19 protein-coding genes are annotated in these 19,013 nt (G+C 33.2%); 12 read left to right on the plus strand and 7 right to left on the minus strand.

Features of this window, described 5'->3' with window-relative positions:
• Positions 1–4 precede the first annotated feature (4 nt).
• The 3 genes from Q4487_RS15615 to pepE form a co-directional block, all read right to left on the minus strand.
• Complete coding sequence (locus Q4487_RS15615; RefSeq protein WP_303545155.1) at positions 5–1,162, minus strand: gliding motility-associated C-terminal domain-containing protein; 1,158 nt, start codon at positions 1,160–1,162, stop codon at positions 5–7.
• A gap of 1 nt (position 1,163) precedes the next feature.
• On the minus strand, positions 1,164–3,611 hold the full coding sequence (locus Q4487_RS15620) for a hypothetical protein (protein WP_303545152.1): 2,448 nt from the start codon (positions 3,609–3,611) through the stop codon (positions 1,164–1,166).
• A 130-nt stretch (positions 3,612–3,741) separates the two neighbouring features.
• Positions 3,742–4,434: a dipeptidase PepE gene (gene pepE / locus Q4487_RS15625; protein WP_303545149.1), complete on the minus strand. Its 693-nt coding sequence runs from the start codon at positions 4,432–4,434 to the stop codon at positions 3,742–3,744.
• A 149-nt stretch (positions 4,435–4,583) separates the two neighbouring features.
• On the opposite strand from pepE, the gene Q4487_RS15630 reads away from it, so the two are divergent.
• The 9 genes from Q4487_RS15630 to Q4487_RS15670 all read left to right on the plus strand — a co-directional run bounded on the left by Q4487_RS15630 (position 4,584) and on the right by Q4487_RS15670 (position 12,235).
• On the plus strand, positions 4,584–5,324 hold the full coding sequence (locus Q4487_RS15630; RefSeq protein ID WP_303545147.1) for a hypothetical protein: 741 nt from the start codon (positions 4,584–4,586) through the stop codon (positions 5,322–5,324).
• A gap of 3 nt (positions 5,325–5,327) precedes the next feature.
• Entirely contained in the window at positions 5,328–6,089 is a 762-nt protein-coding gene (locus Q4487_RS15635; RefSeq protein WP_100895059.1) for a hypothetical protein, read from the plus strand.
• Between the two features lie 21 nt (positions 6,090–6,110).
• Complete coding sequence (locus Q4487_RS15640) at positions 6,111–6,830, plus strand: carboxypeptidase-like regulatory domain-containing protein (protein ID WP_303545144.1); 720 nt, start codon at positions 6,111–6,113, stop codon at positions 6,828–6,830.
• Between the two features lie 7 nt (positions 6,831–6,837).
• Positions 6,838–7,584: a carboxypeptidase-like regulatory domain-containing protein gene (locus Q4487_RS15645; RefSeq protein WP_303545141.1), complete on the plus strand. Its 747-nt coding sequence runs from the start codon at positions 6,838–6,840 to the stop codon at positions 7,582–7,584.
• Positions 7,577–8,335 carry a carboxypeptidase-like regulatory domain-containing protein gene (locus tag Q4487_RS15650; protein WP_303545137.1) on the plus strand — a complete coding sequence of 253 codons (759 nt, stop codon included), beginning with the start codon at positions 7,577–7,579 and terminating at the stop codon, positions 8,333–8,335. Before Q4487_RS15645 ends, Q4487_RS15650 begins: the two co-directional genes overlap by 8 nt.
• 85 nt (positions 8,336–8,420) lie before the next feature.
• Positions 8,421–8,921 (plus strand): DUF6702 family protein, encoded by a 501-nt coding sequence (locus tag Q4487_RS15655; RefSeq protein WP_232732607.1) that lies wholly within the window; start codon positions 8,421–8,423, stop codon positions 8,919–8,921.
• 59 nt (positions 8,922–8,980) lie between these two features.
• The gene (locus Q4487_RS15660) at positions 8,981–11,290 is read left to right on the plus strand and encodes a M1 family metallopeptidase (protein ID WP_100895064.1); all 2,310 of its coding nucleotides are present in this window, start codon (positions 8,981–8,983) and stop codon (positions 11,288–11,290) included.
• 99 nt (positions 11,291–11,389) lie between these two features.
• Positions 11,390–11,671 carry a twin-arginine translocase TatA/TatE family subunit gene (locus tag Q4487_RS15665; RefSeq protein WP_303545131.1) on the plus strand — a complete coding sequence of 94 codons (282 nt, stop codon included), beginning with the start codon at positions 11,390–11,392 and terminating at the stop codon, positions 11,669–11,671.
• 3 nt (positions 11,672–11,674) lie between these two features.
• Positions 11,675–12,235, plus strand: coding sequence for a phosphatase PAP2 family protein (locus Q4487_RS15670; RefSeq protein ID WP_303545128.1), 561 nt, complete (start codon positions 11,675–11,677; stop codon positions 12,233–12,235).
• Here the strand turns inward: Q4487_RS15670 and Q4487_RS15675 are convergent.
• Complete coding sequence (locus Q4487_RS15675) at positions 12,213–12,854, minus strand: O-methyltransferase (RefSeq protein ID WP_303545125.1); 642 nt, start codon at positions 12,852–12,854, stop codon at positions 12,213–12,215. The genes Q4487_RS15670 and Q4487_RS15675 overlap by 23 nt on opposite strands.
• 60 nt (positions 12,855–12,914) lie before the next feature.
• Between Q4487_RS15675 and kynU the strand changes: the two genes are divergently transcribed.
• Complete coding sequence (gene kynU / locus Q4487_RS15680) at positions 12,915–14,189, plus strand: kynureninase (protein WP_303545122.1); 1,275 nt, start codon at positions 12,915–12,917, stop codon at positions 14,187–14,189.
• On the opposite strand, the gene Q4487_RS15685 is transcribed toward kynU, so the two are convergent.
• A complete protein-coding gene (locus Q4487_RS15685) occupies positions 14,190–14,891 on the minus strand; it encodes a hypothetical protein (protein WP_336622677.1) in 702 nt (233 codons plus the stop codon).
• A 116-nt stretch (positions 14,892–15,007) separates the two neighbouring features.
• Here Q4487_RS15685 and Q4487_RS15690 point away from each other — a divergent pair, with 116 nt between their 5' ends.
• The gene (locus Q4487_RS15690; RefSeq protein ID WP_100895068.1) at positions 15,008–15,556 is read left to right on the plus strand and encodes a ClpP family protease; all 549 of its coding nucleotides are present in this window, start codon (positions 15,008–15,010) and stop codon (positions 15,554–15,556) included.
• A 163-nt stretch (positions 15,557–15,719) separates the two neighbouring features.
• Complete coding sequence (locus Q4487_RS15695) at positions 15,720–17,063, plus strand: NAD(P)/FAD-dependent oxidoreductase (protein ID WP_100895069.1); 1,344 nt, start codon at positions 15,720–15,722, stop codon at positions 17,061–17,063.
• Positions 17,064–17,115: 52 nt separating this feature from the next.
• On the opposite strand, the gene Q4487_RS15700 is transcribed toward Q4487_RS15695, so the two are convergent.
• Both Q4487_RS15700 and Q4487_RS15705 read right to left on the minus strand, forming a co-directional pair.
• Entirely contained in the window at positions 17,116–17,895 is a 780-nt protein-coding gene (locus tag Q4487_RS15700) for a zinc ribbon domain-containing protein (RefSeq protein ID WP_100895070.1), read from the minus strand.
• A 4-nt stretch (positions 17,896–17,899) separates the two neighbouring features.
• Positions 17,900–18,994, minus strand: coding sequence for a Nif3-like dinuclear metal center hexameric protein (locus tag Q4487_RS15705; RefSeq protein ID WP_303545116.1), 1,095 nt, complete (start codon positions 18,992–18,994; stop codon positions 17,900–17,902).
• Positions 18,995–19,013 lie beyond the last annotated feature (19 nt).

Raw genomic sequence — 19,013 nt, forward strand, 5'->3', positions numbered from 1 at the left:
AGTACTAATTTCCTGTGCCGGTTAAGTACAAAAATCCTTGGTACTCTAGCTGTAAATCGTCTAAAAATACAAGGTAAAAATAAACACCACTTGGTAGACCTTCGTTTCTTTTGTATACGTTATTGTTTATGTTAGAGTAGCCATTAAACTCATTAGTGTAATTGTCTTTTTCAAAAACTTGAAGTCCGTTTCGGTCGTAAATACGAAGCCTATTATTTGGAGATTGTTCTAATTCTGGAATTACAAGAAAATCGTTTACACCATCGCCATTATTACTTACGTAGTAATTTTCTAGGTCTAATAACTCTGTTGGTATGGCCATTTTAGCCAAAGTAATAACTTCGTAATTGTTAGGAACAAAAGTCTCAGAGGTTACTGCACCTTGGTTTATGTCGCCAATTGGGTCTACACTGCCTAAATTTACCCATCTTCTTTGTATTCTGTGCCAACCAGCAATACCTACTTGGTAATACTCATCTACAAGGCTACCAATATCACTACGGTTGTCCCAAGAAATACTAACGGTAGATGGTAGGCTACTGTCTATATCCCAAAACTCTGTAGTGCTCACGGCTCTAACTTCTTTTTCTTTACTATTGGTATTAAAACTGGTAGCAAAGGTTGATGGCAAGTTAGGATCTTCAAAAAAGTAAGCACATTTAGCAGTGGCATTTTCGCTTTGCGACTGTAATGTTAATGGTCTAATGTAACCAGAATCACCTACGGTAAAAAAGAAATTTTGTTTTTGTTCTACCATCATATACCCATCTACTTTAGACAGGTTGGACTCACCTACAGTAAATGCGTCTTGTGTTAGTTTTATGTTCTCTAACGGGTTATTACGATAGGTTACAAAGTCGCCATCTACTAAGTTTAGAGCATTAGTTACTGTAATAGAAGTCTCTAAAATAGCAGAACTAAAAGGTTTAAAAATTTCTACATCATAAAAAACAGGAATAAAAGCACCAGTAACACTAGTTGTTACTTGACCGTAAAACCCTGCTGTACCCAAATTTTGGTCAAACGTAGCATCGTTAATAAGGTTGGCGTGCAGCCCAAGAGTACCAGTATCGTGTATGCGTATGCTACCGTTGTTGTACATAGCATTTTGTGCTACGGCAACAGAACTACAACATAAAAATATGTAAAGTAAGTTTTTCATACTAGTTTATTTGTTGCCAGTTTCCACCGTCATATTGCAATTGAGTAACACCAATAGGAAGACTAGAAGTAGAAGCTCCTATATCATTTATAAAATTTATGCTTGATGTTAATGGGTTGATTGTAATGTTTTTCAGAATTAATACTTGACCTAAACTAGCAGATGCAGGAAAAGTAACATTCGTTACAGGTCCTGAAAAAATAACTGTGTGTTCATCAACCTCAAGAACAGCTGTTGTTCCTGTATTAATACTTTTAATTCGTGTTGAAAAAGCACCATTTACAGTAACGTTTGTTTCGCCTGAATCTTCTTCAATTTTAACCGCTTGTGTACCCCCAACAGAAAAGCCAATTTCATCGGCAGCTGGTCTGTACATTCCTGTGTTGGTGTCATCTCCTGTGTAGAAGCTATAAGCAGGTGTGTTAGCAGTACCTTGTGAAGAAGCAAAACTTGTAGATCTAACTTCTCCAGTTATTTGTAAAGTACTAGTAGGTGAACTAGTTCCGATACCCAATCTATTATTAGTGTTATCCCAAAATAATTCAGTATTGTTTTCTGTTAAATTACCTGCGCCATCAGAAAAGAAAATTGAACCAGCTGTACCTGTTGGAATTCCTGTAGTTGGGTTTTTCCAAGTTGCAGTTCCTGAACCATCAGTAGTTAAAACTTGTCCTGTAGTACCATCAGTATTTAACAGTGTGTATGCTCCAATTGTTACTGTACCTGTGGTTGAAACATTAGAGGTAAAAACTGGGGTAATTTTAGAGCCATCAATAGCAGCAGCTGCGTTTACATCTGAATTTACAATTTCATTATCTAATATTTTAACAGAAGTAATAGCGTTATCTTCAATAGTTAAAGCGCCAGTATTAGCAAGAGTTGCATCACCAGAAATAGAAACCTGTGCAGCTGTATTTGTAGCGTCACCAACTAAAATGTTTCCATCAGAGATTGTATTTATTGTAGAAACTTGAGCATCTACATACGTTTTTACGGCTTGTTCAGTTGGAAAATCTGTAGCAGAATTACCCGCTAAAGTACCATCATTAGATTTGTTTGTACTGTCTTCTTTGTTGTTTTGTAAATCTGTAATATCTGTGTCATTGCTAGTAATATTGGTAGCATTAGAGGCAATACTAGTCTGTAATGTAGCATCATCATAAAAAGCACCACCATCTGTACCAATAGTTATTTTATTATCGGTATCAGCACTTACAATTACTTGGTCAGAAGCAGCAACTTGTGTATCTACATATGTTTTTACTGCAAGTTCAGTTGGGAAGTTGGTGTTAGTAGCATCTGCTAAGTTTACATCAGTAGATTTGTTAGCACTGTCTTCTTTGTCATTTTGTAAATCTGTAATATCTGTATCATTGCTAGTAATGTTAGTTGTATTAGTAGCGATATCAGTGTCATTAGAAGTGATATTTGCTGTATTTGCATTTTCCGCTGCAGTTGCTCTAGCAACTTCAGCAGCTAAAGCGGCAGAAGCAGTTGTACCAGCAGTGGTAATGGCATCATCTACATATATTTTAGTAACAGCATCATCATCTAAGGTTGGGTTTGCAAGATTATTAATTTGAAAGCCCCCTAAAGAAACATCTGTTGTAGCATCACCAAATCCGCTTAAAGGAATATTTGTTTTATCTAATTTCGCATTCGTAATTCCACCATCGGTAACCACAATACTTGTAGCATTTAAAGTTGTGCCAATTCCTCCGGTTACTGTTATAGAAGCATCATCTGCAGTTAAATCTTGTCCTGCAATATTGGTAGCATCTAAAGTTCCCCATTCTACATTGGTACCTGTAGCATTTGTTTTTAAAACTTGGTTTGGTGTTGTGCTTGGTTGTATTTTTACGGGTGTAACCGACTCGTCTATAAGATTATTTGTATTTACACTTGTATCTCCTAACTCATCTACACCAATAGCATCATCTGCAATTTTAGTTCTGCCAATTGTTTTGTTTAGTATAGAGTTTCCGTGTACTTGATCTACTTCAATATTAACCGTATTTCCATCATCTGTTATTTTTATTCCGCTAGAAAAAGTAGCTCCAAAACTACCTGTATGATTGCTTGTAAAGGCAGGAGTCTCAAACGTAATATCATCACCAGCCGCATTTGTAAAGGTGTAAGTGTCATCACCATTATCAACTAAATTAATATCTGCAGCATTTTCTGCTTCACATAAGTTAATCCATTCTGTCCCGTTAAAATAATGCAAACAACTGGTATCTGTATTGTAAATTACTGCACCGTTAAGTGGTGTAATGGCGTCCATTTGCAGGGTAGAAAGTCTAGTTACTACTAAAGCTTTACTAGTGCTTTCTAATTCTAAAACCGAATTAAAATGTAGGTTTTGAGGATTTTCGCCAATTTTTACTTGCGCTTGTGTGCTAGTAAAGAGACAGATACTAAAAAGTAATCCGAAAACTAATTTTTTCATATAGTAGGAGTGTTTTAAAAATGCAATTACGCATTGCAAACAAAAATATAGTAAAGATATGTTAACACCTAAAACAGTGGTTAAAAGACAAAATTTGTCCTATAAATGACATCTAAACATTATATGTTGTTTAAAAATCTATTGTTTTGCTTTCGTAAGGTGTTTTTTGTGCTTCAAAAATACGTGCAGTGTGTTTGCCTTTTAGGGTAATTTTTGTGTCTTGTACCAGTAAAAAACTACCTTCTCTTAAGCCAACTACAGGTGTGCTGTTAAACGCGTGAAACTCTTTTAGTCTAGTTTCTCTGGTTTCGCCATTGTGTTTGCTATTAGGGTCTGGGTCTAAATAATGCGCATTTATATTAAAAGGGACCAATTGCATTGTAGCAAAACTTGGCGGGTAAACAATTGGCATATCATTAGTAGTGTGCATACTTACACCTGCAATATTACTACCTGCGCTTGTACCCATATATGGTTTGCCAGTGTTAATATGTTCTTTTAAATAATGCATAGCATCTTGTGTATATAATTGTTGTACAAGTAAAAATGTATTTCCGCCGCCACAGAAAAATGCTTGTGCTTTACTAATGCCTTCTTGTGCGTTTTTGTAGGTGTGTAAGCCTATTATTTTTTTGTTAATTTTAGCAAAAGCTTTTGCTGCAATTTCTGTATAATTGTCGTGGCTAATACCACCTGGTCTTGCAAATGGTATAAATGTAATAGTGTCTACGTCTTTAAAAAACAAGGCAACATCGTCTAAAATATATTCTAGGTAATGCTCTCCAAATAAGGTAGATGTGCTTGCTAATAATAAGTTTTTCATAAACGGTGCTCTTTTTTTTATTTTATTTTGATTACTACAAATTAACAAAAGTTTAATGGTACTCTATTTTTTTTGAATGTAAATTGCATTTCATTATATTTAAGAGATGCTAAAAGAAACTATTTTTTTAGTCTCTAAAAACTACCTTTATGAAAAACAATTTACTAGTACTTTTTTTACTGCTGACCACAGTGTCTGTATTTGCGCAAGATAATGATAGAAACCTTTTAAGAGGTAGCGTTATTTACAGAGATATTAGCGTTCCAAACTTAGATGTTATTAATGTAACAGCAGAAGATGCTACTGTTACAGATGAAGATGGTGATTTTGCTATAGACGTAAAATTAGGAGACCAAATAGTTTTTACAGCAGTTAATTATCAAATTAAAATAGTTTTTATTACTAAAGATATTTTAAAGAAAAACCGTTTGGTAATAGACGTTAACGAAAAAGTTACAGAGTTAGATGAGGTAGTTGTAAGTCCAGAAGATCAAGAAAAATTTGTTGAGCTTAAAAACGAAGAGTTTAAAGAGGTAGAGTATGAGGTAGACCGTACCACTACTGTTGTAAACGTTGCTAATACAGATATTGAAAACGGAGGTTTGCAAAACGGTATTAATTTTGTAAACATTTTTAAAGCTTTAACCAAGTCTCTAAAGAAGAAAAATCCTAATGCAAAAATACCAGAAATTAAACTTAGTAGAGTTTTAAGACAGGTTTATGAGGACGATTTTTTTGTAACCGATTTAGGTATAAAGCAAGATAAGATAGATAACTTTTTACAGTATTGTGATGATAAAATACCATCGCAAACCTTGTTAAAAAAGTCAAACGAATTTCAGCTGATAGATTTTTTAGTTACTCACAGTAAAGAATATAAAAAATTATAACGGTTGAAGAAATACGTATTTTTTTTAACTTTTATAAGTGTCTGTTTTTATGCAAACGGACAAGATATACTCTACAAAGCTGTTAAAGGCGCTGTAGTAAGTAAAGCGCAAGAGGTAAATGGTGTATATGTAATTAACACTACCAGTGGACAAGCAACAATTACTAGTGCCAGAGGCTATTTTGTAATGCCAGCCAAGGAAAAAGATACTTTAATTTTTTCTGCTGTACAGTTTAAAAAGAAACAGCTAATTGTTACCCGAGAAATTTTAGAAAAAAAGACCAATCTAATTTATTTAGAAGAAACTTTAGAAGAGTTAAACGAGGTTGTTTTAGATAACAGAACCTTTGTAACCGCTAAAAGTTTAGGGTTGCCAAATGCAGATGCTGTGGTATTACCACAAAGCGAGCGTTTGTTGCATGATGCAGATCACGGACCAATGTTTGGTGGTTTAAGTTTAAATATGAACAAGCTTTTAAATGCCATAAGCGGCCGTACTAAAATGCTAAAAAAGCGTGTTGCCAGAGACAGGAGATATGCACAAAGTCAGCAAATGCGTAACTCTTATGCAGATTCTGTTTTTATAAAAGATTTAAGTATTCCTAAAGACCGTATAGAAGAGTTTATGTTGTATTGCGAGGTAGATAATGAGTTTACTTCTGTATCTAAAGAAAAAAACGATTTTATTATTTGGGACTTTTTAACACGCAAAAGTATAGCCTTTTTAAAGGAAGATGATGTAGATACAGAGGATAACAGCAAATAAATTAACCATACTATTTTTTATATGAGGTACGTATATACTTTTTTGTTTTTAGTTTTAATTGCGCAACAAACCAATGCGCAGCAAAAAATAGAAATACTAAAGGGGCGTATTGTAAGTAACTCACAAGAAGTAGTTGGTGTTTATGTATTAAATAAAACAAATAAAAAGGGTACAATTACGTCTAAGAGCGGAAATTTTTCTATTCCTGTGCACTTAAAAGATACAATAGAGTTCTCTGCAGTACAGTTTAAAAACAAACAAATTATAATCACTCAAAAAATTCTAGACTACTCATCGTTTCTAGTAAACTTAGATGAAACTTTAGAGGAGTTAGATGAGGTTGTTTTAGATAACAGAACATTTATAACAGCCAAGAGTTTAGGCTTACCAAATGCAGATGTAAAAGTATTGTCTTTAACAGAAAGAGAATTATTTTCTGCAAACAACGGTAATAATTACTTGAGTATAGATCCGCTAATAAACTTTTTAAGTGGGCGCACAAAAATGCTTAAAGACCGTATAAAAAGAGATGATATATACGCACGTAGCAAAGAGCTGCGCACTAGGTATGTAGATTCTATTTTTTCTAAAAATTTAAAAATACCAATAGATAGGATAGAGGAGTTTATGCTGTATTGCGAGTACGATCCTAGATTTAAAGGTATTACCAAAAATAAAAATGAACTTGTTGTTTGGGATTTTTTACGACAGAAAAGTGAATTATTTTTAAAATTTAAATAAGATAGATATGACTCGTTTTCAACTTTTATTGTTTTTTGTATTTGTAGTTCAGTTTAGTACAGCACAAGAGCTAAAAGTTAAAACGTTAAAAGGAAACGTAGTTAGTAAAGAGCAAGAGGTTGTTGGCGTTTATGTATTAAATAAAACAAGTAACAAAGGGTCTATAACTAATGAAAATGGAGGTTTTTCTATCCCAGTTAGTTTACAAGATACTTTGTTGTTTTCTGCTGTGCAGTTTAAAAATAGGGAGATTATTATCACCCAAAAAATACTAGATTTTAAAAGCTACATCATCAATTTAGACGAAACTCTAGAGGAGTTAGACGAGGTTGTTCTGGACCAAAGAACACAAGTAACAGCAATGAGTTTAGGTTTTGTTCATGCAAACGTAAAAACATTAGAATTAGCAGAAAGGGAATTAATTTCTGGTAAAACTATGTCTTTTGATGGTATTAAAAACTCATTAGATCCGGTTATTAATTTTGTAAGCGGGCGTACAAAAATGTTAAATGAGCGTGTAGCCAGAAACAAGCGTTACGCTACAGGACAAAAAATGCAGCATAAGTATTTAGACTCTATAACTCTTACCAAGCTAAAAATACCAAAATCAAGACTACAAGAATTTGTATTGTATTGCGAGCAAGATGAGGATTTTGATGCCTTTATGTTGCAAACCAATGATGTTTTTATAAAAGCTTTTTTTAAAATGAAAAGTAAAACTTTTTTAACATTAAAAGAAGAGGGTAATGAATAGACTTTCGTTTTTTATTGTTTTAATTTTTGTAGTAACGTCTACTGTGGCACAGAAAAAGCAGGTAGATTTAAAAGGTACTGTAACTAGTACTACAGAAGAAGTCGTTGGTGTGTATGTATTAAACAGAACCACAGAAAAAGGGACAATAACCAATTTAAATGGCTATTTCTCTATTCCGGTTCGTGTAAAAGATACCTTAGAGTTTTCTGCAGTTCAGTTTGCAAATAAAGTTGTAGTTGTTACAGAAAGTATGTTAAAAACTAACAACTATATAGTGCCTTTATACGAGTCTGTAACAACTTTAAATGAAGTTGTAGTAAAGCCTTTTAATTTGTCTGGAGACTTATCTACAGACTTAAATAATTTACCTTTAAAACCAGTGGTAGATGGTAGGTCATTGGGGTTGCCTAATCAAAATGTAAAAACACTATCTTCAGATGAACGTGCACTGTATACATCAATGTCTGGCGGATCAATTTTATCTTTAATAAATGCAATAAACGGGCAAACCAAATTATTAAAGAAAAGAGTAGAGCGTAACCGTAGATACCAGAAAACTATGCGCGTTAAAAGATATTATGCAGACTCTTTATTTGTAAATGAATTAAAGATAGAAAAGGATAAGATAGACTTGTTTATGTGGTATTGTGAGTTTAAAGATGATTTTCAGGTTGTGATAAATACCAAAGATCAATTAAAAATTTGGGCTTACTTACGTAAAATGAGTGTAGAGTTTAAAACGGAAAAATAGAGTATTCATCAAACTAAATAATCCAATTGCGTTCTATAATTTGGCACGCCAATTGCTTACTTTTGATGATTGTAAATTACACATTATGCTTAAAAAAAGATTTTTATTATTGTTGTTACCCCTTTTTGCTTTTGTTGCCATACATAAATATTATGTGAGTGTTACTAGTGTTAAATATTCTGATAAAGAACACACTTTGCAAATTACGTCTAGAGTATTTATAGATGATTTTGATGAGCTTTTAAAACAGCGATACGATGTAAAATCTAACTTGGCAACTAAAAACGAGAACCCTTTAGCTGAAGATTATATTAAAAAATACATGAAGCAAAAGTTTCATATTTATGTAAACGGAAAAGAAGTTGAGGTTACTTATTTAGGAAAAGAGTATGACGTAGATAATGTTGTTATGTATTTAGAAGTACAAAATATAAAGCTAGAAGACTTAAAAACCATTGAAGCAGAAAGTACAGTGCTTACAGATATTTATGAGGAACAAAAGAATATAGTGCACTTTAAGTTCTTAAAAAATAAGAAAAGTGTGGTGTTAACACGTGGAAATAATAAAGGAATGTTAAAGTTTTAAGACTCCTTTATCAAATCGCTAAAAAAGTGTTAATTTTCGCCTACTTAAAACAATGTAAAATGAACAAAATTAACTACTATTTAGCTGCTGTTCTATTTTTGTTTGCCACTGTAATGGTGCAAGCACAGGAACAAACAGAAAAACAAGCTGGCCACACCAACCAGAGCAAATTTAGACAAATGTATCAGGAGTTCTCAACTCCAAACACGTACAGGTCTGCATCTGGAGCACCAGGTCCAAATTATTATCAGCAACAAGCCAACTACAAAATGGATATTGAGTTGGATGATAAAAACGCAAAAATATACGGAGAAGAGACTATTACTTATGTAAATAATTCTCCAGATGATTTAGAATTTTTATGGGTTCAGTTAGATCAGAACGTACGTGAAAAAGGTACTAAATCTGCATTAAGAAATGGTTCTGCTTTACAAGGAGCAATGCCTGTAGGTCAATTTGCAGGTTCTCATATGAAAGGAGCAGAATTTGATGGTGGATTTAAAATTCAGCATGTAAAAGATGCAAGTGGTAAAGATTTACCATACACAATTAACCAAACTATGATGCGTGTAGATTTACCTACACCATTAAAAAGCAAAACTCAGGTTTCTTTTTCTATTAAATGGTGGTACAATGTACCAGACCATACTGTAAACAGAGCAAGATCTGGATATGAGTATTTTGAGAAAGATGGAAATAAAGCTTTTGTTATAGCACAGTTTTTCCCAAGAATGGCTGTTTATAGTGATGTAGACGGATGGCAAAATCATCAGTTTTGGGGTAGTGGAGAATTTGCACTTCCTTTTGGAGATTACGAAGTAAATATTACTGTACCTGCAGATCACGTATTAGATGCAACAGGAGAGTTACAAAATAGAAAAGAAGTATTTTCTAAAGATATGATGAAGCGTTATGAAAAGGCTAAAAAGTCTTTTGATAAGCCAGTTATTATTGTAACACAAAAAGAAGCAGAAGCTGCAGAAAAAGGTTTTTCTAAAGATAAAAAAACGTGGAAATTTAAAGCTAAAAACGTTAGAGATTACGGTTTTGCTACTTCTCGTAAATTTATTTGGGATATGCAAAATGTTAAATTGCCAAGTGGTAAAACAGCAATGGCAGTTTCTTTATACCCAAAAGAAGGTAACCCATTATGGGAAGAGTACTCTACTAAAGCAGTAGCGCATACATTACGTTCTTACTCTAGTCATACTTTTGACTATCCTTATCCTAAGGCAATTTCTGTACACGCAAAACAACAAGGTATGGAATACCCAATGATTTGCTGGAATTACGGAAGACCTAATGAAAAAGGAGAATACTCAGACCGTACAAAATACGGAATGATTAGTGTAATTATTCATGAAGTTGGTCACAACTTTTTTCCAATGATTGTTAACTCTGATGAACGTCAGTGGGGATGGATGGATGAAGGTTTAGATACTTTTATGCAATATATGGCAGAGCAAGAATTTGGAGAAGAGTTTCCAGATGCTATAGCGCCAAATGCTAAATACCCATCTAGAAGAGGAGAGCCTTCTAAAATAGTACCTTACATGGCAGGAGACCAAGAATTTATTGCTCCTATTATGTCTAACCCAGAAAACGTATACCAATTAGGTAACAACGCATATGGTAAACCTGCAACGGCTCTTAATATTTTAAGAGAAACTGTTATGGGAAGAGAATTGTTTGATCATGCATTTAAAACATACTCTCAACGTTGGATGTTTAAACACCCAACTCCAGAAGATTTCTTCCGTACTATGGAAGATGCGTCTGCAGTAGATTTAGATTACTACTGGAGAGGTTGGTTCTATACTACAGATTATGTAGATATGGGAGTTAAAGAGGTTAAAAAATACCAAGTATCATCTAAGCCACCAAAGCAAATTAGAGATATTATGGAGCAGAGAAACTTAAAAATGAGCGACTTGCCTCCAATGGTTTTCTTAGCAGATATAGATAGTGATGATTATGACGCTAGCTTAAAAGGTAAAAACCCATCTGATGTTTCTAAAACATTAAAAGAATATATGATGGATAACTTAACTGCAGCAGAGAGAGCAGCAGTTAAAGAGCCAAAATTCTTTTATGAAGTTACTTTTAACAAGCCAGGTGGTATACCAATGCCATTAATTGTAGAGTATACTTATGCAGACGGTTCTAAAGAGAATATTACTTACCCAGCAGAAGTTTGGAGAATGAGTGATAAAGAAATTAAGAAAGTAGTTTCTTCTCAAAAAGAATTAGTAGGTATAGTTGTAGATCCTAAAGCAGAAACTGCTGATATAGATACAACAAACAACTCTTGGCCAGCTAAAGAAGTTAAGTCTGGTTTTGATAAGTTTAAAGGAAATATGAAGAAATAGTTTCAGTCCTAAAAATATAGAAAGTCCCACACTTGTTAATTATTCAAGATGTGGGGCTTTTTTTATGGTGCAAATAAAACTTCTGTTTATATTTGTAGTATGTATTCAACGTTTATCTTATTTATTAGCGGAGGCGAAATTTTCTTCATTATGTTTATTGTAGTGATGGTCTTTGGAGCAGATAAGGTTCCTGACATTGCTAAGGGACTTGGTAAAGGTATGCGTCAACTTAAAGATGCAACCGAAGATATAAAACAAGAGATTACTAAAAGCGCAGAAAAGCAAGGTATTGATACTAGCTTTACCAAAGACATTAAAGAAGGTGTTACTAAGGTAAAAGAAGATGTAGAAGATATTGCTGGCGTAATTAAGAGAAAGTAATCTATGTTGGAAAAAATATTAGATTGGGATAGAGATCTCTTTATTTACTTAAATAATCTAGGTATTGAAGAGTATGATTATTTTTGGTCTTTTGTAACCAATATTAATAATTGGATTCCTCTATATGTACTTTTTTTTATTCTAATTTTTTACAAGCGTCCAAGAAAGCAAGCATTGGTAGATTTTTTTACTGTACTAGCAGTGTTTTTGTTTGTAATGTTACTAACCAACTTAACTAAGGATTTTGTTGCAAGGGTTAGGCCAAGTAGTGATACCGCTTTAGGAGACCTTATACGTGTAGTTGTAGAAGCTAAAGGTTATAGTTTTTTCTCTGGGCACGCATCATCATCATTTTCATTAACAACAATTGTTGTGTTGGTATTAAGAGCGGAGTATAAATGGATATACTTTGCCTACATATGGCCATTGTTATTTTGTACGAGCAGAATATATGTAGGTGTGCATTATCCTTTAGACATTGCTACAGGTGCTTTAGTAGGTATTGTTTTTGCTATTTTAATTTATAAATTAAGTAAAAAGGTTACAAAACCCTACTTAACGTAAGTCCGTCTCTAATAGGTAGCAATACAGTATCTACTCTAGAGTCTTCTTTTAAAGCTTTATTGTAATCTAATAAGATTTTTGTAGTAACATCTTTTGGACTCAAAGGTTCTACAACTTTACCAGACCATAAAACATTATCAGATAAAATTATACCACCAGGTCTTGTTTTTGCTAGTGCAGCTTCAAAATAAGCAGGGTAGCTCTTTTTTTCTGCATCAATAAAAACCAAATCAAAAGTAACGTCTAGCGTTGGTATAATATCTAAGGCATCGCCAACGTGAGCATCAATCTTATCAGAAAAGCCACTTTTTTCAAAATATTTCTGTTGTATGTGGCTTAGTTCTTCATTAACATCTATAGTGTGTAATTTACCATTATTACGTAAGCCTTCGGCTAAACAAATAGCAGAATATCCTGTGTAAGTGCCTATTTCTAAAATATTTTCTGGCGATATAATTTTAGACAACATACTTAATACACGTCCTTGAAAATGGCCTGTTAACATTCTTGGTTGTATAACTTTTAAATGTGTTTCCCTAGTAAGTTCCGTTAAAACTGTAGGTTCATTTTCAGAGTTATTTGCAATGTAGTTTTCTAATAAAGACGATAAAAAATGCATAAAAAAGTTTTTGCAAAAATAGTTATTTTGATTTCTTATTTTTGAATAAAAATTAAATAGATGCAGTTTAAAAATACCTTAGAGTTTGCAAAAGAATTAGATGCTAATGATGCTTTAAAAGGATATAGAGATCAGTTTTACTTTCCTAAAATTAATGGTAAAGATGCTATTTATTTTACAGGAAACTCTCTGGGTTTACAGCCAAAAACAGCGCAGAAGTTTGTAGATGATGTAATGAAAGACTGGGCACAGTTGGGGGTAGAAGGGCATTTTTATGCAGAAAAATCTTGGTGGGATTACCATGAGCGCTTAGCGGCACCTATGGCAACATTATTAGGAGCAAAAATAAAAGAGGTCTGTGTAATGAATACCTTAACGGTAAATCTTCATTTTTTAATGGCTTCTTTTTACAGGCCTACCGCTAAGAGGTTTAAAATTATCTGCGAAGAAAAGGCATTTCCATCAGACCAGTATATGCTAACTAGTCAGGTTAAATTTCACGGTTTAGACCCAAAGGAAGCAATAGTTGAGGTTAAAAAAAGAGAAGGTGAGCATTTTTGGAGAACAGAAGATGTGGTTGCTAAGATTAATGAAGTAGGAGATGAGCTTGCACTTGTTTTAATTGGAGGTGTTAACTATTATAACGGACAAGTTTTTGATATGAAAACCATAACAAAAGCGGGTCATGATGTTGGTGCTTTTGTAGGTTGGGACTTGGCACATGCAGCTGGTAATATAGAACTTAAGTTAAATGAATGGAATGCAGATTTTGCATCATGGTGTAGTTATAAATACATAAATAGTGGTCCTGGTAACGCATCTGGAGTGTATGTTAATGAAAAACATTTAGCAGATGATACTATTCCTAGATTAGAAGGTTGGTGGGGATCTAAAAAGGAAACTCGTTTTTTAATGAAACCAGAGTTTGAGTCTAGTCACACTGCAGATTCTTGGCAAGTAAGTAATCCGCCAGTATTAGCTATGGCACCTTATTTAGCTTCATTAGAAATGTTTACAGAGGTAGGCTTGCCAGCTTTAATTAAAAAGAGAGATGTAATAGTAAGTTATTTGGAGTTTGTATTACAGGAAATAGATGAAGAAGTAGAAGAAGCTACTTTTGAGGTTATAACTCCTAAAGAAAGAGGTACACAACTGTCTGTGTTGTTACATGGACAAGGAAAAGAATTGTTTAATTACTTAATGAAAAACGGTGTAATAACAGATTGGAGAGAGCCAAACGTAATACGTTTAGCTCCTGCACCATTTTACTGTTCTTTTGAAGATATGTACCGTTTTGGTCAAATTTTAAAAGAAGGTATTTTGCAAAGCAAATAATTACTTGCTAATGCTTTTTACGTCTGTAAAATATAATTTAAAATTGCCTTCGGCATTCTTATGGTCTAAGGCAATTTTTAATCCGTTTTGTTCAGTGTAGTTTTCCCAAGTAGTACTCATAGATGGTTCTGCTGCATTTTCTTTTCTGTAAACCCATTCTTTAATTAGGTAATCATCTTCAAAGTAAAAATCATAAGCATCACCAGGAGTATACCCACCAGCATTACCATATATAATGGTTAATTTACGCATTGGTTTTTTGCTAATTGGCGCTTCTTCATTTTTGGTAGTTGTAAATGTAATGTTGCTTTTATCCCAAACAAGATTAAAAGGGGCTAGTAGCCAATATTTATCGTTAATAAAGCCAGCATTAGTTTTTTGGGTAATAGAATCCATAGAGGCTCTGTTGTAAGCAATAGTGTCTTTAGCAGACATTGCTAATACATCATTACTTTTGGTGCGCCAGTTCCAAGTTCTATCAAAATGGTTTTCTCCACGGTCTACATTAAAAGTAAATTGTATCTGAGAAATATTTTTCCAATTTTTATATCCGTGTGCATGAGCAACAGAATCTAAAACTGTAAGTTCTTTTTCTTTGGTAACTACAGTTTCTTTAGGTGAAGAAACCTCTTCTTTTTTAGCTTCTTTACAAGAAATAAAAAGTGTTGTAGTTAGTATAAAAGTGAATATTTTACGCATCATATTTATTGTTTTTTAACAAAGATACTATGTTTTGTAGTATGTTTTTTAGATTGATGAAACCTAGCGTGTACTTTATAAATAAATTGATTATTTTTGATGTAAATAAGAAATAAGGCATGAGTTCAAAAAAAGGTAAAGTTCAAGAAGCAATTGATGAAAAATTGTTGAATGAAAGAAAAGTGTTTTTATGGGGTATGGTAGATGATAACTCAGCAAAGCACGTTATAGATCGTTTGTTATATTTAGATTTACAAGGGAATGAAGAAATTCAGTTCGTTATAAATAGCCCAGGAGGTTATGTAACTTCAGGTTTTGCTATTTATGATACGATTAAATCTCTTAAGAGTCCTGTTTCTACAGTTTGTTCTGGTTTAGCAGCTTCTATGGGTTCTATATTATTATCTGTTGGTGCTAAAGGAAGACGTTTTATACAACCGCACGCGCAGGTAATGATTCACCAACCAAGTGGTGGGGCAGGAGGCCAGGCTTCTAATATAGAAATACAAGCAAAAGAAATTATAAAAACAAGAGAATTGAGTGCAAGAATCTTAGCAGAAAATTGTGGTCAAGACTTTAATAAAGTAATGAAAGATTTTGACAGAGACTACTGGATGAACGCAGAAGAATCTGTTGCCTACGGAATTGTAGACGGAATCTTAGAATAAGGTTTATAAAAGAAAAAGTCCTTCATAAAAGTAAAATTATGAAGGACTTTTTTATATGTAGACGCATTAAGCGGATGTTTTATATATACGAGCTATACAATATGTTTAGATGCTTGTTAGTATAATTTTAACGTTCGTTATCACCTCTTTACACAAATAAAATATGTCAAAATCTCCAAAAGACATAGCCATAGTTGGCTCCGGATTAGTGGGCTCTTTATTAGCTATTTACTTAAGAAAAGAAGGACACAAGGTTACTGTTTTTGACAGGCGACCAGATATACGCACAGTAGAGTTTTCTGGTAGGTCTATAAACCTAGCAATGAGCAATAGGGGTTGGAACGCATTGCAGCAAGTAGGTTTAGAAAAAGAAATAAAAGAAATAGCAATACCACTTTACCAAAGAGCAATGCACGTAGATGGTGTGCCTTTATATTACCAAAAATATGGTAAAGAAGAAGAGGCAATTTGGTCTACATCTAGAGGAATTTTAAATAGAAAAATGATAGATTTGGCAGAAGCCGAAGGAACAGAATTTCGTTTTTCAGAAAAAGTTTGGGATGTAGATTTACCTGAAGCAAAAATATTTACAGGAGAATCTGAAAAAGGTGTCTGGGAAGAATATAAGTTTGACTGTGTTTTTGGTTGTGATGGCGCTTTTTCTAGAGTACGTCATAAAATGCAAAGACGTAGTAGGTTTGATTATTCTCAGGAATTTATAAAGGTAGGATATAAAGAACTGTCTATTTTACCTAATGAAGATGGCACACATAAATTAGATAAACACTCTTTTCATATATGGCCAAGAGGTAAGTTTATGCTTATTGCTATGCCAAACTTAGATGGTAGCTTCACCTGTACGCTTTTTATGCCGTATGAGGGTGATATTTCTTTTGAGAGTATTAAGACCAAAGAAGATGCTAGAACGTTCTTCTCTACGCATTTCCCTAATGTAATGCCAGATTTAGATAACCTTATAGAAGATTTCTTTAAAAATCCGACAAGTGCAATGGTTACAATGAAATGTTTTCCTTGGACGTATTGGGATAAGGCTGCGCTTGTGGGCGATTCTGCACACGCAATAGTACCTTTTTATGGTCAAGGTATGAATGCTGGTTTTGAAGATATTTTTGTGCTTACAAATTTACTTAAAAAGTATCCAGAGAATTGGACTTTGGCTTTTAATGAATACCAAAAAGAGCGTAAACCAAATGCAGATGCTATAGCAGAACTTAGTTATAGGAATTTTGTAGAAATGAGTAGTAAAACTGCAGATCCAATGTTTTTACTACAAAAAAAGATAGAGAAAAAATTTGCAACAGAATACCCAGAAAAATGGTTGCCGGTGTACTCTAGGGTAACGTTTAGCAATAGGCCTTATGCAGAGGCATTAGCATTAGGAGATGAGCAAGAAGCAATAATGAAAAAAGTAATGCAGCTGCCTAATATAAAAGAAAAGTGGGATAGTGACGAGGTTACTAACAAAATAATAGAATTACTTAAATAAAAAAAGACCGCTAATTTAGCGGTCTTTTTTTTATTCAATATAAAATATGTTTCTATAATTTAGAAAACATTTTTTGCATTCTTTCACTTTCTTCTTCAGCTAAAACAGGGTCGACTAATATTCTACCACTGTGCTCATCTGTAATAATTTTTTTACGAGCAGCAATTTCTACTTGTACCTGTGGTGGTATTGTAAAGAAAGAACCTCCAGATGCACCTCTTTCAATAGCTACAACTGCTAAACCATTTTTTACATTGGTTCTAATTCTAGTGTAAGCTTTTACTAAACGCTCTTCAATTTGACTTTGGAAGTCTTCAGATTTTTTTAGTAATGCTTTTTCTTCTTTTTCAGTTTCAGCTAAAATTTCGCTTAATTCACTTTTCTTGTGCTTTAAGTGAGATTCTTTAGCAGATAAACGCTCTTTAGTATCAGAAATAACTTGTTTTTTCTGCTCTATTTGCGCTTTAAATTCTTTGATGTTTTTTTCAGCCAATTGAATTTCTAATTCTTGAAACTCAACTTCTTTAGATAAAGAGTTAAATTCACGACTGTTTCTTACGTTCTTTTGTTGTTCAGCGTATTTTTTAATTAGGCCTTTAGCTTCCTCAATTAAATTTTTCTTAGCTGTTATTTCAAAATTAACGGTTTCCACATCAGTTTTTAATTTATCCAATCTAGTTTTAAGTCCTAAAACTTCATCTTCTAAATCTTCAACTTCCAACGGGAGTTCACCCCTAACGTTTCTTATCTCATCGACTCTAGAATCAATTAATTGCAAGTCATATAATGCTCTTAATTTTTCTTCTACCGTTGCTTCTTTCTTTTTTGCCATATTTTTAAAAATACTTGATAGGATTTGTAATACTCTCCGATAAAGAGACTGCAAAATTAGGAATTTTTTTTGTAAGTATCTCTACTAAAAGATTTTTTGTAAACTGCTCTGTTTCAAAGTGTCCTATATCTGCCAGTAATATTTTGTTTTCTGCCTCGTAAAATTGATGGTATTTTAAGTCTGCTGTAATAAAAACATCAGCGTTTACAGCCTTTGCGGCATTTATTGCAAAAGAGCCACTCCCGCCTAGTACAGCTACTTTTTTTATTTTTTTATTTAGTAAATTAGAGTGCCTAACACAGTCGGCATTCATCTTTATCTTTAAATCTTGAAGAAATTTGGTCTCATTTACGGGATTTTCTAGCTCACCTACCATTCCCATACCAATATTTTGATTGGTGTTTTCTAAGGTTGTTATTTCGTAAGCAACCTCCTCGTAAGAATGATTTTTAAAAAGAGCTTGTAAAATTTTCTTCTCTTTAGCTTTTTCAAAAGTTACATTTATTTGTACTTCTTCTTCGGTTTGTGTTTTTCCAATTTCGCCTATTGTTGGGTTGGCTTTTTCATTAGGTTTAAAACTACCTGTGCCTATTGTTGTAAAACTACAATTGCTATAATTACCTATATTACCTACGCCAGCAGCAAATAAAACTTCTTTTAATTCTGCAGCTTCTTTTTTAGGAACATAAGTTGTTAATTTTTTTATGGTGCCTTTTTGCGGAATTAAAATTTTAGTGTTTGTAAGTCCTAAAACTTCACAAATTTTAGCATTTACACCTTTGTTACTATTGTCTAAGGCGGTGTGCATACTGTAAATTGCAATATCATTTTTAATAGCCTTTAAAACTACACGCTCTACATAGTTTGCACCCGTAATTTTCTTTAGGCCAGAAAAAATAATAGGATGAAAACTTACAATTAAGTTACAGTTTTTGGCAATAGCTTCATCTACAACATTTTCTAAAGTGTCTAGAGTAACTAGTACCCCAGTAACTTTTGTGGTAGCATTACCAATTAGTAGGCCTACATTATCAAAATCTTCTGCGTAATTTAGCGGCGCAAAATCTTCAATAATGTTTGTAATTTCTTTTACAGTCATTTTTGATTGCTTTAATGGT

It is taken from the genome of Cellulophaga sp. 3_MG-2023 (genome assembly GCF_030546975.1).
GTDB lineage: Bacteria > Bacteroidota > Bacteroidia > Flavobacteriales > Flavobacteriaceae > Cellulophaga.

Bases quoted from the DNA above. Each gene is read 5' to 3' on its own strand.
- Q4487_RS15615 (WP_303545155.1), bottom strand. From the start codon at position 1,162: ATGAAAAACTTACTTTACATATTTTTATGTTGTAGTTCTGTTGCCGTA.
- Q4487_RS15620 (WP_303545152.1), bottom strand. From the start codon at position 3,611: ATGAAAAAATTAGTTTTCGGATTACTTTTTAGTATCTGTCTCTTTACT.
- pepE (WP_303545149.1), bottom strand. From the start codon at position 4,434: ATGAAAAACTTATTATTAGCAAGCACATCTACCTTATTTGGAGAGCAT.
- Q4487_RS15630 (WP_303545147.1), top strand. From the start codon at position 4,584: ATGAAAAACAATTTACTAGTACTTTTTTTACTGCTGACCACAGTGTCT.
- Q4487_RS15640 (WP_303545144.1), top strand. From the start codon at position 6,111: ATGAGGTACGTATATACTTTTTTGTTTTTAGTTTTAATTGCGCAACAA.
- Q4487_RS15645 (WP_303545141.1), top strand. From the start codon at position 6,838: ATGACTCGTTTTCAACTTTTATTGTTTTTTGTATTTGTAGTTCAGTTT.
- Q4487_RS15650 (WP_303545137.1), top strand. From the start codon at position 7,577: ATGAATAGACTTTCGTTTTTTATTGTTTTAATTTTTGTAGTAACGTCT.
- Q4487_RS15655 (WP_232732607.1), top strand. From the start codon at position 8,421: ATGCTTAAAAAAAGATTTTTATTATTGTTGTTACCCCTTTTTGCTTTT.
- Q4487_RS15660 (WP_100895064.1), top strand. From the start codon at position 8,981: ATGAACAAAATTAACTACTATTTAGCTGCTGTTCTATTTTTGTTTGCC.
- Q4487_RS15665 (WP_303545131.1), top strand. From the start codon at position 11,390: ATGTATTCAACGTTTATCTTATTTATTAGCGGAGGCGAAATTTTCTTC.
- Q4487_RS15670 (WP_303545128.1), top strand. From the start codon at position 11,675: ATGTTGGAAAAAATATTAGATTGGGATAGAGATCTCTTTATTTACTTA.
- Q4487_RS15675 (WP_303545125.1), bottom strand. From the start codon at position 12,854: ATGCATTTTTTATCGTCTTTATTAGAAAACTACATTGCAAATAACTCT.
- kynU (WP_303545122.1), top strand. From the start codon at position 12,915: ATGCAGTTTAAAAATACCTTAGAGTTTGCAAAAGAATTAGATGCTAAT.
- Q4487_RS15685 (WP_336622677.1), bottom strand. From the start codon at position 14,891: ATGATGCGTAAAATATTCACTTTTATACTAACTACAACACTTTTTATT.
- Q4487_RS15690 (WP_100895068.1), top strand. From the start codon at position 15,008: ATGAGTTCAAAAAAAGGTAAAGTTCAAGAAGCAATTGATGAAAAATTG.
- Q4487_RS15695 (WP_100895069.1), top strand. From the start codon at position 15,720: ATGTCAAAATCTCCAAAAGACATAGCCATAGTTGGCTCCGGATTAGTG.
- Q4487_RS15700 (WP_100895070.1), bottom strand. From the start codon at position 17,895: ATGGCAAAAAAGAAAGAAGCAACGGTAGAAGAAAAATTAAGAGCATTA.
- Q4487_RS15705 (WP_303545116.1), bottom strand. From the start codon at position 18,994: ATGACTGTAAAAGAAATTACAAACATTATTGAAGATTTTGCGCCGCTA.